Here is a 15,995-nt window from a genome sequence, read left to right on the forward strand (position 1 = left end):
GTGGGCGCTCCCGTCGGTGGGCGCGGCGCTGCCCTGTGGGGTGCGCCGCGCCCGCCCCGCCCTCCCTTTTCACCCTTTGCCTCAGATCCGAATCCCCGATTCCCGCATCACCTCAGAGGACGACCCCGATGACCGTCACCGAACAGCCCGCACCCGCCCGGCAGGTCATGCCGGCCGAGGAGCGGTACGCCGCCGAACTGGCTTTCCTCGCCGCCCAGGACACCGGGCCGCGGCCGCCCGGCTGGGCCCTGACCCCGCGCGCCGTCGTCACGTTCGTCTGCGGCAGCGACGGCGCCGAACTGATCCTGCCGGGACGCCGGCGCGCGGGCCTGCCGGCCAAGCTGGTGATCGCCCCGAAGTTCGTCGGCGAGCGGGCGCTGGTGGAGCGCTGCGTGGTCACCCTCGCGGGTGAACGCGGGCTGCTGCTGACCGGCGAGCCCGGTACCGCCAAGTCCATGCTGTCCGAACTCCTGTCGGCCGCCGTCTGCGGCACCAGCGCGCTGACCGTGCAGGGCACCGCCGGCACCACGGAGGACGCGTTCCGCTACGGCTGGAACTACGCCCTGCTCCTGGCCCAGGGCCCGAGTGCGGGCGCCCTCGTCGACTCCCCGGTGCTCTCCGCGATGCGGACGGGCCGGGTGGCGCGCGTCGAGGAGATCACCCGCTGCCTGCCGGAGGTACAGGACGCGCTGGTGTCGATCCTGTCCGACCGGCGGGTCAGCGTGCCCGAGCTGACCGCGACCGAGGACGCGGTGGTCTCGGCGGCCCCCGGGTTCACCGTCATCGCCACCGCCAACCTGCGTGACCGCGGGGTCTCGGAGATGTCCGCCGCGCTGAAGCGGCGGTTCAACTTCGAGACGGTCGAGCCGATCGCCGACGCGGACGCGGAGGCCACGCTGATCCGCCGTCAGGCCGTCGCGGCGGTACAGCGGGCCGGGGCTTCGTTCGGGGTCGACGACGCGGTGCTCGACGCGCTCGTCACGGTCTTCCGGGACCTGCGCTCCGGGCGCTCCGCCGAGGGCTGGGACGTGGAGCGGCCGGGCACGGTCATGTCCACCGCCGAGGCGGTACAGGTGGCCGCGTCGCTGGGGGTCGCCGCGGCGTACCTGCCTGGCGGGGACGTACTGGACCTGCTGCCGGGGCACCTGCTGGGTGTCGTGCGCAAGGACGACCCGGCCGACCACGGGCGGCTGCTGGGGTACTGGGACGGCCCGGTGCGGCGCCGCGCGGAGGACGGCTCGGCGATGTGGCGGCGGCTGTGGGACCTGCGCGGGAGCCTTCGGTGACGGAGCTGATCGATCCGCGGGCGGCGGTGGACGCGCTCGCCGCGTGCCGCGAGCCGTACCTGCTGGGGGTGCGGCACCACAGCCCCGCGCTGGCCGCGGTGGTGCCGGCGCTGCTGGACGCGGCGGGGGCGGAGGTCGTCTGCGTGGAGCTGCCGGCCGACTTCCAGCCGTGGCTGGAGCATCTGGCCGACCCGGAGACGGTGGCGCCGGTCGCGCTGGCCGGGGCCGGCGCGGAGGGCCGGCTGGCGTTCTACCCGTTCGCGGACTTCTCGCCCGAGCTGGCGGCGATCCGCTGGGCGCGGGCGCGCGGGGCGGAGGTCGTGTGCTGCGACCTGCCGCTCGGCGACCCGGGGTGGACGGCGCCGGGCGGGGCCGGGGCCCCGGCCCCGGGGCGGCGGCTGTTCGCGGACGCGCTGTCCGCGTCCGGCTCGGGACGGGGCGGTGACGACCTGTGGGACCGCGCGGTGGAGGTGCTGGCTCCGGGCTGCTCCCCGGAGGCGGTACGGCGCGCCGCGCTGGCTGTCGGGTGGGGGCTGCGCGCGGACGCGGCCGTCCCCGCGACCGACCTGGCCCGCGAGGCCCGGATGCGGGAGGTCATCGCCGGCGCCGCGTCCGGCGGCCGCCGCGTGGCCGCCGTCATCGGCGCCTTCCACGCCCCGTCCCTCCTCGTCCCGGCCCCACACGGACGCGCTCCGGTCAACCCCGGACCGGCATCCGCGCCCACGAGCGCCCTGCCGCTCCCCGACACGGACACCCCCGGTACCGGCGCGGCCACGGACCCGCCGTCCGGGGCCCCGACCGCTGCGGGCGGCAACCCGGTACCGCCCGGCACTCGGCCCGGTGCCGACGCCGGGCGGGTGCGCGCGCCCGGCCCCGGACAACCCGACGCGGCCCCGGGCCGGACCGCCCCAGGCACAAGCACGAGCACCGTGGCCGAGGCCCCGACCGTTGCGGGCGGCAACCCGGTACCGCCCGGCACTCGGACCGGTGCCGCCGCCGGGCGGGTGGGCGCGCCCGGCCCCGGACAACCCGACGCGGCCCCGGGCCGGGCCGGCCCGGGCCCGACGACCGGGGCCCCCGCCGGGGCGGGGTTCGGGGGGAGCTCCGGGCAGGGGGTGGTGACGTCGCTCGTCGCCTACGCGTACGAGTTGCTCGACTCCCGCTCCGGGTATCCCGCCGGGATCCGGGACCCGTTGTGGCAGCAGGCCGTGCTGGAGGCCGGCGGGGAGCCGGAGCGGGTGCGGGAGGCCGCGTCCGTCGCGATCGTCGGGGTGTGCCGGGAGCTGCGCCGGGCCGGGCACGTCGCCGGGACCGGTGAGGCGGCCGAGATGCTGCGGGTCGCCTGCGACCTTGCAGGGCTGCGCGCGCTGCCGGCCCCCGGGCGGGGGGAACTGCTGGAGGCCGTGAGCTCCGTGCTCGGAAAGGGGCGGCCCCAGGCCCGCGCCCTGGAGGCCGTGCTCGTCGGGACCGGCCGCGGCCGGGTCACGTCGCACGCCCCGCGTTCCGGGCTCGGACCCTCCGTCGAGGCCGAGCTGGCCGAGCTGCGGCTGCCGTCCCCGAGGGACCCCGCGCCCCGGGAGGTCCGCCTCGATCCGCTGCGCTCGCCGCTCGACGCCCGCCGCGAGGTCATGCTGCAACGGCTGCTGGTCTGCGGGGCCTCCTACGGGGAGCAGCTCGCCGTTGCGGCCACCGGCGACGGCACCGCCCTCGGCACCAAGTGGCGGCTGTCCTGGACGCCGTCCGTGCCCGCGCGCCTCGATCTGGCGGGGGTGCGCGGCGTCAACGCCGCCCAGGCGGCCGCCGGGACGCTGCGGGACGTCGCACGCCGGGCCGCCGCCGAGGGCGGCCCGACTCCGGCGCAGATCCTGACCGGGCTCGCCGCCGCCGCGCGGTGCGAGCTGCCCGAACTGGTCGACGTACGCATGGACGAGGCGGCCGCCGTGCTGCCCGAGACCGCCGCCCTGCCCGAGCTCCTCCAGGCGCTGGAGCTGCTGGAGGGCCTGCGGCGCGGGCACTTCCCCGGGACCTCCGCCGAGGCCCTGGCGGCGGCCGGCGAGCTGACCGGTGAGCTTCTGGAGGCGGCGGTACGGGCCCTGCCCGGCCTGGCCGGCAGTGACGACCCCGCCGACGCGGGCGCCTTGGTGGCGCTCGCCGACCGGGCCGCGGGCCGGCACCTGGGGCTCCGCATCGACTCCGCCCTCGCGGAGCTGTCCGACACCGCGTCGCCGCTGATGCAGGGCGCGGCCCTGGCCGTACGGGTGCTCCTGGACCTGGATCCGGCCGCCGGGCTGGGCGGCCGCGCCGCCGGGTGGATCGACGGCGCCGTCACCCCCGGGGCCCGGCGGGCGCTGGCCCGCAGGCTCGGCGGCCTGCTGACCGCCGCCGGTCCTCTGCTCCAGTCCTCCCCGGCGGCGCTCACCCCGCTGCTGGACCGTGTGGACGGCCTCGCCGACCAGGCGTTCCTGGACCGGCTCCCGGCGCTGCGGGGCGGCTTCGACGCGCTGTCCCCGGCGGCCCGGGGGCGGCTCCTGGACACCGTCACCGAGCGGCTCGGCGACCGGATCGACGTCTCGCTGGACGCGCCGCCCGCGCTGCTCGCCCTGTGGGCGGCGGCCGACGCGGCGGGGCTCGCGGCGCTCAAGTCCCTGCCGCTGCCGGCCCCGGCGACCGGGACGGCCGGCGCGGCCGAGCCCGGGACCCCGGCGGCGTCGGGCGCCACCGGTCGCGGCCCCGTTCCGGCGGATCAGCGGCTGGCTCCGGCCGACCGCTGGCGGCTGCTGCTCGGCCGCCAGCAGGGCCGGCTCCCGGCCGACGCGCGCCGTTACGCCCGCGCGCTCGACGAGCTGTACGGCGCGGGGCGCGGCGAGGGCGCCTGCGATGTCGAGGGCGGCGCCGGCCGCGGCGGCGGCCAGGATCCCTCCTTCCCCACCGCCCGCGAGTGGTCGGCGGAGCTGGAGGCCCTGTTCGGCGCGGACGTACGGGAGGAGGTGCTCGCCGACGCGGCCGGCGCGGGGCGCACCGATGTGCTGGCCCAGCTCGACCCGGCGCTCGTGCGCCCCTCCGTCGAGCTGCTGACCTCGGTGCTCTCGCTCGCCGGGGGTATGCCGGAGGCGCAGCTCGCCCGGCTGCGCCCGCTGGTCAAGCGGCTCGTCGACGAGCTGGCCCGGGAGCTGGCGACCCGGCTGCGGCCGGCGCTGTCGGGCATCGCCACCCCGCGTCCGACGCGGCGGCCCGGCGGCCGGCTCGACCTGGCCCGGACCCTGCGGGCCAACCTGGCGCACACCCGGCGGCTGGCCGACGGCCGGGTGGTGGTCGTACCGGAGCGGCCGGTGTTCAGCACGCGGGCGAGCCGGGAGGCGGACTGGCGGCTGATCCTGGTGGTGGACGTGTCCGGCTCGATGGAGGCCTCCGTCATCTGGTCGGCGCTGACGGCGGCGGTGCTGGGCGGGGTACCGACCCTCTCCACGCACTTCCTGGCGTTCTCCACCCAGGTGGTGGACCTCACCGACCGGGTCGAGGACCCGCTGTCGCTGCTGCTGGAGGTCCGTGTCGGCGGTGGAACGCACATCGCCGCGGGCCTCGCGCACGCCCGTTCGCTGATCACCGTGCCCAGCCGGACGCTGGTCGTGGTGGTCAGCGACTTCGAGGAGGGCGCGCCGCTCGGCGGGCTGCTCGGCGAGGTCCGCGCGCTGGCCTCCTCCGGCGCCCATCTGCTGGGCTGCGCCGCGCTCGACGACGCGGGTACGCCGCGGTACTCGGTGCCGGTGGCGCGGCAGCTCGTGGCGGCCGGGATGCCGGTGGCCGCGCTCAGTCCTCTCGCCCTCGCCCGCTGGGTGGGCGAACGCCTTCGTGGAGATTCCAATTGAGCATCGATGAGTCGAGCACCGGCGGGCCGGGTTCGGTCCTCCTTCCCGCCGTCGCCCCCGAGGTCCTCGCCGAGGCGGTGGAGAACCTGAGCGGACGGCTGCGCAAGAAGCTCGACGCCGCGATCGAGGGCTGCGCCGCCGGCGCCGTCCGGGCCGCCGACGGAAGCGTCGGCGTCCGGTTCGGCGAGGACGCGGTGGTCACCCTCCGGCCGGGCCCTTCGGGGGTGGTCACGGAGGCGGACCAGGCCGTCTGCGGCTGCCTGTTGGCTCCGCGCTGCCTGCACCGCGCCGCGGTACTCGGCGCGTCCCCGATCGCGGACCCGGAGGAGCCGGCGCCCCCGGCCCCGGGGCCCGACCCGGTGACGGGGCCCGACCCGGTGACGGGGCCCGGGGCAACCGACGGGCCCGGTGCGGCGGCCCGCGCGGTGGCCGGGCCTGCGGCGGGCCCCGGGGCGGCGGCAGAGGCCGGTCCAGGGGTCGGGACAGGGGTCGGGGCGACGGCAGCGCCCGGGGCGGAGGGGGCCGCGGAAGACGGGGCGCTCACCGCCGCGCAGGTGCGGGCGGCGGCCGGGCTCTGGGGAGCCGCCGCCGAGGCGCTCGCGGCGGGGGTGACGGCCGGTGGCGCCGTCGTCCAGGCCGAGTTGCTGCGGGCCGCGCACACCGCGCGGATCGCGGGGCTGCCGCGCGCCGAGGCCGCCGCCCTGCGGGTGGTACGGGGCTTGCGCGCCGCCCGGGACCGCAGCGCCGCGCAGCGGCTGGCGGAGCTCACCGGGGCCTTCCGCGAACTGCTGTACACCGCCGGGCTGCTGGCGTCCGGCGCGGCGGGAGCCGGGCTGACCGGGGCCGTCCGCCGCTCCTACGAGGCGGGCGGCAGCCTGCGGGTGTACGGGCTGTGCCGGGAGCCGGTGCTGTCCGCGACCGGGTACGGCGGTGTGGCCACGCACCTGCTGGGTGTGGACGGGGCGCACTACTCGGTGTCCGACGTCCGCCCCGGCGGCCTGGCCCGCGCCCGGGGTGCGGGTGCCGCCTCCGTGGCGCTCGGCGGGGCGGTGCTGGACCACGCCGGGCTGGCGCGCGGCGGCCTGCGCGTCGTCGGCGCGACCGTGTCCCCCGAGGGGCGGCTCGGGGCCGGGCGCGGGGTGCGGGCGACCGCGGTGGGCGGCGTGGCGTGGGGCGAGGGCCCGACGGCGGCCCTGTTCTCCCGGCCGGCGGCCGAGGCGGTGGCCGCGATGCCCGCCGAGGGGGCCGAGCCGGGGCTGCTGGGCTGCGACGTCCGGGTGGTCGGGGCGAGCGGCGACCACGTCCTGGTCCGCGAACTGACCCCGGGCTCCCCGCTGTTGCGGCTGGCGCCCGCGCATCCGCATCCGGAGCTGCCGCACGCGGCCAACCTGCGCCGGATCGCGGGGTGTCCGGGGCTGGTGCTGCGGGTGCTGGGGCGCCCCGACCTGGACCGGGCCGCGACGCTGCGGCCGCTCGCGGTGGGCCCCGTACCCGGTGCGGAGCACTCGCTGCGGCTGCCGCCGGAGTGGCTGGGCCGGGCGGACCTCGGCTACGACCGCCTCCAAGGCGCTCATTTCCCGGGTGACGCCGAAGGCCTCGTACCGGAGGTGTCCGCGCCTGCGGCCGGCACGGATCCGCTGGCCGACTCCCCGCTGTGGCGGGTACGGAGGCTGCTGGAGGCGGGCGTCGCGGGCGGGCGGCGGGCGGTGGCAGAGGCCGCGCGCGGCGCGGAGCCGGCCGCTCTGGCGGCGGCGCTGCGCCGGGCCGGGTTCGGCTCGGCGGCGGAGCTGGCCGCCGCGCTCACCGCGGAGGCGGACCGGCGCCCGCGCGACGCCTTCGGGCGCCTCGCGGAGGCGTCGGCCGAGCGGTACGCGTGGGCCTGGCTGGCGGCGGCGGCCCATCTCGCGGCGGCGGAGCGTTCCTTGGTGGCGGCCTCCTGGGCCTGATCGGGCGAAGTGCTCTCGAAAGGGGATGAACCGGTGTGATCTTCACCGCCCATCGGCTCGTTTCGGGCGGTTGGATGTCCGGTTATGGGTAGTCTTCCCCGGTCGGAGTGCGGAGTCTGCTCGGGGTGGGGTCATGGGACGTCAGATACGCGTACGGGGCGGGGCACTGGCCGTGACGCTGGTGCTGGGCCTGTCCGGATGCGCCGGCTCCACCGGCGGCGCGGACGGCAAGCCGGGCGGCAAGCCGAGCGGGAAGGCGTCCGCGCCCGGCCCGTCCGCGCCGGCCGGCGGCGGCAAGCCGGTCGCCGGGGACGTGCTGCCCGGCATGGTCACCGCGGCCGTGGCCCGTACCCGGCTGGCCGGCCTGAAGGTGGCCAAACCGGGCACCATGGCCGGGTACAGCCGGGACAAGTTCACGCACTGGGCCGAGCAGGGCAACAAGTGCGACACCCGGGAGGTCGTCCTCAAGCGGGACGGCTCCGGAGTCACCCAGGACGCCGAGTGCCGCGCCGTGTCGGGGAGTTGGAAGAGCCTGTACGACGGCTCGGCCACGACCGACGCGGGGAAGCTGGACATCGACCACATGGTGCCGCTCGCGGAGGCCTGGCGCTCCGGCGCCGCCGGCTGGGACGCCGCTCGCCGCAAGGCCTTCGCGAACGACCTGACCCACCCGCAGCTGCTGGCGGTGTCGGCGGCGTCCAACAGGTCGAAGGGCGATCAGAGCCCCGACCTGTGGCAGCCGACGGACAAGAGCAGCTGGTGTCAGTACGGGCGGGCATGGGCCGTCGTGAAATCCGACTATGGTCTGACCGTCACCGAAGCCGAGAGGGCCATGCTCACCACCATGATCGACACATGCGGCCGATGAATCCCCCACAGGAGTGGCAGGACGAGGTGCTGGCCGGGCCGGGCGGCGCGATGACCGACGAGGTCGGCGTCATCACCGGTCCGCTCACGCTGCGTACCGTCGCGGCGCCGGACGGGAAGATCCGGTTCGAGGTCCAGTACACCGACGCCGACGAGTGGTACACGCTCAGCGGCAGCCCGCTCCCGCACGGTGATCCGCACGCGCTCCACCGGGCCGCGCTCGCCGCGATCCGGGCGGGAAACGGGGCGCAGGCACCGACCGCACCGGCCTGATCGCGGTCGCGGCGGCCGGCGCCGATGCGGTGCCGATGTGGTGCCGGTTCGGCGGCGGTCCGCCACGTCCGGCGGGAAACCGCTGGTCAGCGGGCACGGCAGCTGACAGACTGAAACGGCTTGATCACCCCAGGAGGACAAAATGGCTGACGAAACAGACACCCCGCAGGACGAGTCGCCGGCCGACGCGGCCAAGCGCAAGTTCCGGGAGGCGCTGGACCGCAACGCGGCGAACGCCCACGCGCAGCAGGCCCACCAGAACCGGGCCAAGGTGCAGGGCTCCAGCAGCGGCGCCGGCGGCAAGAACAAGAAGGTCCGCCGCAAGACCGGCTGACCCTCGCCCTCACCGTCGAGGAGCTCAGTCTCGCCGTCCCGACGGCGGGACCGGGCAACTCCGCCTTTCCCGGTCACCCCGGCCGCACCGGCCACCCCGGTGACCGCCCTGCCCCGCCGGCCGCCCGGGGCGTGGGACGATCCGCGCGGTCAGACGCCGGTGAGCACTCCCGGCGCGTCGTCCGCCTCCCCGAGGGAGGCCGACAGGGCCCGGGCCTCGTACGGCACGGCGCCGAGCCGGCGCCGAGCCGGCCGGGCGATCCGCTCGCCGTACCGCTCCGCGGTGATCCGCTCGCCGCGCGAGCCGGCCCTTTCCGGCCCCCTCCGGCCCCTCCGGCCCCCGGTCGGCGTGCCGGCCGGTTCACATCGTCGCGGGTGCCGCCGCTCCGGTTGTTGCCCGACATGTCGGGCAGGTCGTCCTCACCCCCACCGAGCCTTCGGAAGCCGCCACGACCCTGCGCGACCTGCTGCTGCGGGCCTCGACGGAGTCCCCCGCCGCCGGTCGCCGGGGGCCGAGGGGGCGCACGCGGGGGCGGCCACGGCGCACAGGGGGTGAGTTGTTGGGCCGCATGGGTGATGGGCGATAACCACGGGCCCCGTCGGCAGTTGACCAGCATGTCCCGCCGGGGAACGACTCATGCGACAAGAAGGATTCCGAGACATGCTCAAGAAGTTCATGACCTCCGCCGCGATCGCCGCCACCGCCCTGGGCGCGGGTGCCGTCGCCGCCTCCCCGGCGATGGCGATCGGCAACGACAACGGCGTCAACACGGTCAACGGCAACAACTCCGCGCAGATCTACGGAAACCAGGAGACCCACGGCGCCATGAGCCCGCAGCTCAGCGCCGTCCAGGGCTCCCTGAACAAGCTCTGCGTCGGCCTGCCGGCCAAGGTCAACGCCCAGTCGCTGCTCGCGCTCATCGCCAACGTCGGCGTCCAGGACGTCAACGTGCTGTCCAACCCGCAGAACCAGCAGTGCGCCGAGAACTCCACCCAGGCGAAGGGCGACGAGTCCCTGTCGCACATCGTCGACAACATCCCGGTGCTCTCCGGCAACCTCTCCGCCGGCAGCTGATCCGTTCCCTCCGGACTGGCGTGACGACCTTCGTCGTCACGCCGGTCCGGCGTTTACGGAGTGAGGGATTCAGGATTTATGTGGTCTAGACCTTGACAGGTCCAGACCAGCTTCGGTTCAGTGGCGGTAGTCGCTCCCCCACGGCAACTCCCCCCACTCAAGGAGCTCTTACGTGATACGTGCGCTACGCCGCCGCGCCCTCTCGCTGGCCGCCGCCGCTGCCGTCACCCTCGGCCTCGCGATCGCACTGCCCGCCTCGCCCGCCGCCGCCGCGCCGGCCTGCGCCGGCGCCTGGGCCTCCTCGGCCGTCTACACCAACGGCATGACCGCCTCGCACGGCGGCCACAACTGGCTGGCGAAGTGGTGGACGCAGGGCGAGACGCCCGGCACCACCGGCCAGTGGGGCGTCTGGTCGGACCAGGGCGCCTGTGGGGGCGGCGGGGGCCAGGACCCGGACCCGGGCAACCCCTCCGGCTTCGTCGTCAGCGAGGCCCAGTTCAACCAGATGTTCCCGAACCGGAACTCCTTCTACACGTACAACGGCCTGGTGGCCGCGCTGTCGGCGTACCCCGCCTTCGCCCGCACCGGCGACGACACCGTCAAGCGCCGCGAGGCGGCCGCCTTCCTCGCGAACGTCTCGCACGAGACCGGCGGGCTGGTGTACATCGTCGAGCAGAACACGGCCAACTACCCGCACTACTGCGACGCGACGCAGCCCTACGGCTGTCCGGCGGGCCAGGCCGCCTACTACGGCCGCGGCCCGATCCAGCTGAGCTGGAACTTCAACTACAAGGCCGCCGGTGACGCCCTCGGCATCAATCTCCTCGCCAACCCCTACCTGGTCGAGCAGGACCCGGCCGTCGCCATGAAGACGGCGCTCTGGTACTGGAACACCCAGAACGGCCCGGGCACGATGACCGCGCACGCGGCGATGGTGAACGGCGCGGGCTTCGGCGAGACGATCCGCTCCATCAACGGCTCCCTGGAGTGCAACGGCGGCAACCCCGGCCAGGTCCAGAGCCGCGTCTCGAAGTACCAGAGCTTCACTCAGCTGCTCGGTGTCACGCCGGGGAACAACCTCAGCTGCTGACCACCCACCGGGGGTTGCCGGGGGCCCGCGCCTTCGCCGCCGACGATGACCAGGGCGCCGCGCGGCGCGGGTCGGCGAAGGGGACGGCCCCCGGCCGCGTCCGGAACGGGCCCGGTCCGCTCAGGCGATGCGCAGCGCCGTGGCCAGCTGGGCCCGGGAGCGGACGTCGAGCTTCTGGTAGATCCGGGTCAGGCGGGACTCCACCGTCTTGACGCTGAGGAACAGCTTGGCGGCCGCCTCCTGGTTGCTGGCGCCCTGGCTGACGAGCAGCGCGAGTCTCGTCTCGGCGTCCGTCAGCGCCGCCGCGCCGGGGTGGCGGGCCGCGGTGGCGGCGGTCTCGGGCGCGGTCTCCCGGGCCAGGTCCAGCCAGGGTTTCGCGCCGGCCCGCTCGAAGACCTCGGCGGCCGCCCGCAGCGCGGCGCGCGCCGGGGCGCGGCGGCGACGGCGCCGCTCCACCCGGGCGAGCGCGAGCAGGGTGCGGCCGCGCTCCAGCGGGAGCCCGAGGGCCTCGAACCGCCGCGCGGTGGCCTCCAGCAGGGCCACGGCCTCCTCGGCGTCGCCGAGCGCCGACAGGCACAGGCCCTGGGCCCGGTCGAGGGCGGCGGTCACGGTGGTGCGCCCGAGCGTGCGGGCCGTCGTACGGACGTCCTCGATCAGCCGGGCCGCCTCGTCGGGCGCGTCAGCGGCGACCAGGGCCTCGGCGAGTTCGCCGTGCCAGCGCAGGACGGAGGGGTCCACCACCTGCTGGGCGGCCTCCAGTTCCGCGACCCGGCGCAGGGTGGCGACCGCCTTCGCGGCCTCTCCCGTGGCCAGTTCCACCAGGCCGAGGGCGTACAGGCTGCGGGAGAGGAAGACCTGGTCGTGTTCCTCCTCGGAGGCCTGGATGCCGCGCCGGGCGTATCCGGCGGCGCGCGCGAAGCTGCCGCCCTGCGCCTCGGCGGTCGCGGCGCAGTACCAGGCGGGTCCGGGCGAGAGGCCCGCTTCGATGGTGAGCTCCAGGGCGTGGCGGGCGTGCGCGGAGCCGGCTGCGCAGCGGCCGCCGCGCAGCTCGACCTCGGTGAGGCTGCGCAGCACCTCGAAGACGTCCTCGGCGGAGCCGGTGCGCCGGACGGCGGGCAGCAGCACCAGGAGCTGGCGGCGGGCGTCGTCGAGCCGGTCGTCGAAGAGGGCGTGGCGTACGGCGAGGTACTGGGGCGCGTTGCGCATGCCGAGGGGCACTTCGGGGGCGGGCACGGCGAGGGCCTCGGCCAGGATCTCCTCCGCGTCGGGGTCGCCGAGGATGCGGCCCATGCGGGCCCGGACGGTCAGGGCCATGGCCTCGGCGACCTGGTCCCCGCCGGTGGCGGCGAGCTCTCCGGCGGCGGCGGCCGCGTCGCGGGAGCGGACGGGGTCGCCGTCGCTGAGGTTGTGCTTCCAGGCGACGCGGAGCTGGACGGCGGCCTGGAGGGAGGGCTCGGTGGCGGCGTCCGCCATGGCGTGGGCGAAGGTCTCGTCGAGGTCGGAGAGGGCCTGCCCGGCGGCGTCGATGACGGCGAGCCGGGCCCGTACCCGGTCGGCGGGCGAGGCGTCGCGGGCCAGGACGGCGCGGGTGGCGCGGCGGGCGAGGTCGGCGCGGCCGGCCCAGCCGGCGTCCTCGGCGGCGGCGACGAGCCGGGCCAGTTCCTCGCCGGCGAGGTCGACCGGCGTGCGTTCGGCGGCGAGCAGGCCGAGTTCGGCGGCGAGGGCGCGCTGGCCGCGGCGCCGGCAGGCCGCGGCGGCCTCGGTTATCTCGGCGGCGAGCCACTGGTCGGGGGTGTCCACGGCCAGCGCGCGGTGTCGTACGGCCTGGACGGGATCGTCCACGGCGCGGGCCAGCGCGGCGTGCGCGGCGGCGCGTTCGGGCCATCCGGCGTCGGCGGCGAGCGTGGTGCGCAGCGCCCCGGCGGTGAACCGGACCGCGCCGTCCTCCCCCACGGTGACCAGTGCGACCCGTTCGGCCCGTGCGAGCTCGGTCTCCGCGTCGGGGCGGCCGGCCCGCCGTAGCAGGGCCGTGGTCGGGCGGGTGGCGAGGGCGGCGAGCAGCAGGGTGCGGCGGCCCTCGGCGGGGGCTTCGGCGAGCAGCCTGCGGGCGACCTCGCGGGCCTGTCCGGAGACGGGCAGGGTGTCGGCGTGGTGGGCTCCGCCGTCGCGGGCGCCGCCGGCTTCGGCGAGGGAGTGGCCGAGGGCGAGGGCGAGGCGGGGGTTGCCGCCGCTGGCCTGGTGGATGCGGCCGGCGAGGCGGGCGGGCAGGCCGTGGCGGACGAGGAGTTCGGCGATCTGCTCGGCGCCGAGCGGGGGGACCCGGATCTCGGGGGTGCCGGGGCCGCAGAGGGGTTCGGTGGCGGGGCCGCCGCCCTGTACGCGTTCGGCCACGAGGACCCGTACGCGGGGCGGGGTGAGGCGCAGGGCGAACCGGAGCAGATCGGCGCTCTCGGCGTCGAGCCACTGGGCGTTGTCGAGGACGATCAGGACGGGGGTGCGGGCGGCGAGGGTGCGCAGGACCTCGACGAGGGCGAGGCGCAGGGCGACGTGGTCGCGGCCGTCGCGGGGCTCGTCGGTCTCGCGGCGCAGCAGGGCGATGGCGGTGCGCTGCGGTCCGGCCAGCCGTTCCAGCGCGGCGCGGGGGACGGTGGAGAGCAGGGCGGCGGCCGAGGCCTCGGGTATCGCTTCGTCGCCGGCCTCGGGGGCGAGGCGGAGCACGGTCTCGTGGCGCTCGGCGGCGGCCGCGACGGCGCGTACCACTTCCGTTTTGCCGGCGCCGGCGGGTCCGGTGAGGATGGCCCTGCCGTGCGTGGTCAGCGCACGGTCGACCGCCTCGATGATCTCGCCCTGTCCGACGGTCGTGTCAGCGTTCCCCGTCGCCGCCACCACGCACAGCCACCAGCCTCTCGGTCCCCAGCTCCTGTGCCTTTCCTGTGAGAGGCGACAATACGAGGTGGGACGGCGTGTCGACCCCGATTGTGACGCAGAATTCAGTCGGATGCCGGGAAAGCCCGGCGGCCCTGCCGGTACGAGGTGTACCGGCAGGCCCGCGGGCTGTATTGGTCCGTACTTTCGGCCCGTCAGCCAGGCCGGGGCGCGGCCCGGATCCCGTCCGGCCGGGGTGTGGGGCCCCCGGGGCGGTGGCGGGATCAGAAGCCGAGGCTCCAGGAGTCGATCTTGCCGGTGTCGCCGCCCGCGTTGTCGTTCACGCGGAGCTTCCAGGTGCCGTTGGCGGCCTCGGAGGAGGCGTTGACGGTGTAGACCTGGTTGATGTCGGCGGTGCCGCCGCCGGTCCGGTTGTGGAGCGTGTAGACGCTGCCGTCGGGGGCGACCAGGTCGACCTTCAGGTCACCGATGTAGGTGTGCGCGATCTTCACGCCGACCTGGAGGGCGGCCGGGGCGTTGCCGGTGACGCCGCTGACGGTGATGGGGCTCTCCACGGTGGCGTTGTCACCGATGGCGTAGTCCGTGGTGTTCTGGAAGCTGCCGGCGGGCGGGGTCGTCGTCGCCACGGAGGCGACGGCCGCGGCCGCGTCGGCGAGACCGGTGCCGCAGCCACCGGTGCAGGTGCCGGCCAGCGGGCGGGCGGTGTTCTTGATCGCGGACTCGACCTGGGCCGGGGTCAGCGAGGGCTTGGCGGACTTCAGCAGGGCGGCGAGACCCGCGATGTGCGGGGCGGCCATGCTGGTGCCCTGGTAGGGCTTGTAGGTCTCGGCGCCGGGGGTGGTGGCTCCGGCGTTCAGGGTGGAGAGGATCGCGTTCTCGGGGGTGGTGACGGTGCCGGGCGTGTCGGTGGCGCGGCGGGTCTCACCGCCCGGGGCGGCGACGTCGATGATCGCGCCGTAGTTGGAGTAGTACGAGCGGTCGCCGGCGCGGTTGGTCGACGCCACGTTGATGACGTTGTTGCAGCTGGCGGGCGAGAAGCCGGACGCGTTCGCGTTGCTGTTGCCGGCCGCGACGACGACGGTCGTACCGCGGGCGACGGCGGCGTTGATGGCGTTCTGGTAGCTGGTGCCGCAGGCGCCCGAGCCACCGAGGCTCATGTTGATGACCTTGGCCGGGGTGGCGTTGGCCGGGACGCCCGCGACGGAGCCGCCGGAGGCCCAGGTGATGGCGTCGACGATGTCCGAGGTGGCACCGCCGCACTTGCCGAGCACGCGGACGGGCTGGATCTTCGCGCCGTAGGCGATGCCGGCGACGCCCTTGGAGTTGTTGGTGGCGGCGGCGATGGTGCCCGCGACGTGGGTGCCGTGCCAGGAGGAGTTGCTGGCCTTGGAGCCGGCGCCGCACTCGCCGTCGGTGGCGTTCCAGTCGCCCTCGTCGGCGGGGTTGGCGTCACGGCCGTTGCCGTCGCGGGCCTCGGAGGAGGTCGAGATGAAGTCGTAGCCGGCGACGATGTTCGGGGCGACGTCCGAGTGGGCGACGTAACCGGTGTCGATCACGGCGACGGTGACGCCGGAGCCGGTGGTCTTGTCCCAGGCCGGCGGAACGTTCATGCCGGCGGTGGGCTCGAAGAGGTCCCACTGCTTGGCGTACTCGGTGTCGTTCGGAGTGACGGCCATGGCGTAGGCGCGGGTGTCCGGCTCGACGTAGGCGACGTCGGGGTCGGAGCGGAACTGGGCGATCACGTTCGCCGCGTCGGCCGGGGCGGTCGCACCGCCGAGGTTGACGAGGGCGGCTCCGGTGCCGAGGCGGCGGTCGAACTTCGCCTTCTTGCCGGCCTTCTTGCCCTTCGTGGTGGCGTCATCGGCAGCCGCGGTGTTGGAACTGGCCTCCGTGGCGGAGGTCTTGTAGCCGACGATCAGGTTCTCGACCGGCGCGGTGGGGGCGGGGACCGTGGCGGCCGCGGCCGGAGCCGCGGCGGGTGCCGACTGGGTCAGGGCCACCGAGGCGGTGGCGGAGCCGGCGAGGAGGGTGACCGACATGGCCACCACGGATATGAGCCGACGTCTGGTTGCGTGCACGGTGTTCCCTTTCGCGGGCCGTTTCCGGGCAGGCCGGAGCGGCCGGTTTGAGCTGTGTGGGAGGTGAACCGGCGGACCGCGGGGCCGGGCACGGGCTGGTCGAACCCGCGCCGGCCACCGCCGCGCGCCGCGTTGCCCGGCCGCGACGGCGGGGCTGGGCAACGGCGTTGCCGACGGTCGACCCGGCCGTGCGGCTTCGCACCATGTGGGGTGGGTGCGGGGTCCTCACGGGCCGGGGAAGATCGCCGGTGGGCAGACAGTAGGCAACGCGGGGATGAACCCGATACGGGGAAAA

The 15,995-nt window shown here is 76.1% G+C and carries 10 protein-coding genes; 8 read left to right on the forward strand and 2 right to left on the reverse strand.

All coding sequences use genetic code 11. From position 1 onward, the window contains the following. Positions 1-128: 128 nt before the first annotated feature. The 8 genes from EES41_RS04960 (at position 129) to EES41_RS04995 (ending at position 10,736) form a co-directional block, all read left to right on the forward strand. A complete protein-coding gene (locus EES41_RS04960; RefSeq protein ID WP_123075989.1) occupies positions 129-1,286 on the forward strand; it encodes an AAA family ATPase in 1,158 nt (385 codons plus the stop codon). Then, positions 1,283-5,152 carry a DUF5682 family protein gene (locus EES41_RS04965; RefSeq protein ID WP_123075991.1) on the forward strand — a complete coding sequence of 1,290 codons (3,870 nt, stop codon included), beginning with the start codon at positions 1,283-1,285 and terminating at the stop codon, positions 5,150-5,152. The genes EES41_RS04960 and EES41_RS04965 overlap by 4 nt, the downstream gene beginning before the upstream one ends. Then, positions 5,149-7,098 (forward strand): hypothetical protein, encoded by a 1,950-nt coding sequence (locus tag EES41_RS04970; protein WP_254211314.1) that lies wholly within the window; start codon positions 5,149-5,151, stop codon positions 7,096-7,098. Before EES41_RS04965 ends, EES41_RS04970 begins: the two co-directional genes overlap by 4 nt. 133 nt (positions 7,099-7,231) lie before the next feature. Next, entirely contained in the window at positions 7,232-7,966 is a 735-nt protein-coding gene (locus tag EES41_RS04975) for an HNH endonuclease family protein (protein ID WP_254211315.1), read from the forward strand. Continuing rightward, positions 7,954-8,238, forward strand: coding sequence for a hypothetical protein (locus EES41_RS04980; RefSeq protein WP_123075993.1), 285 nt, complete (start codon positions 7,954-7,956; stop codon positions 8,236-8,238). The genes EES41_RS04975 and EES41_RS04980 overlap by 13 nt, the downstream gene beginning before the upstream one ends. 142 nt (positions 8,239-8,380) lie before the next feature. Beyond that, a complete protein-coding gene (locus EES41_RS04985) occupies positions 8,381-8,572 on the forward strand; it encodes a DUF5302 domain-containing protein (protein ID WP_037796998.1) in 192 nt (63 codons plus the stop codon). A gap of 660 nt (positions 8,573-9,232) precedes the next feature. Continuing rightward, complete coding sequence (locus EES41_RS04990; protein WP_123075995.1) at positions 9,233-9,646, forward strand: rodlin; 414 nt, start codon at positions 9,233-9,235, stop codon at positions 9,644-9,646. Between the two features lie 205 nt (positions 9,647-9,851). Continuing rightward, on the forward strand, positions 9,852-10,736 hold the full coding sequence (locus tag EES41_RS04995; RefSeq protein ID WP_123082269.1) for a glycoside hydrolase family 19 protein: 885 nt from the start codon (positions 9,852-9,854) through the stop codon (positions 10,734-10,736). A 120-nt stretch (positions 10,737-10,856) separates the two neighbouring features. Here the strand turns inward: EES41_RS04995 and EES41_RS05000 are convergent, their stop codons facing one another. Then, positions 10,857-13,625 (reverse strand): LuxR family transcriptional regulator, encoded by a 2,769-nt coding sequence (locus EES41_RS05000; protein WP_254211316.1) that lies wholly within the window; start codon positions 13,623-13,625, stop codon positions 10,857-10,859. Between the two features lie 260 nt (positions 13,626-13,885). Next, on the reverse strand, positions 13,886-15,661 hold the full coding sequence (locus EES41_RS05005) for a S8 family serine peptidase (protein WP_123082270.1): 1,776 nt from the start codon (positions 15,659-15,661) through the stop codon (positions 13,886-13,888). Positions 15,662-15,995 lie beyond the last annotated feature (334 nt).

Source organism: Streptomyces sp. ADI95-16 (genome assembly GCF_003721495.1).
GTDB classification, from domain to species: Bacteria; Actinomycetota; Actinomycetes; order Streptomycetales; family Streptomycetaceae; genus Streptomyces; species Streptomyces goshikiensis.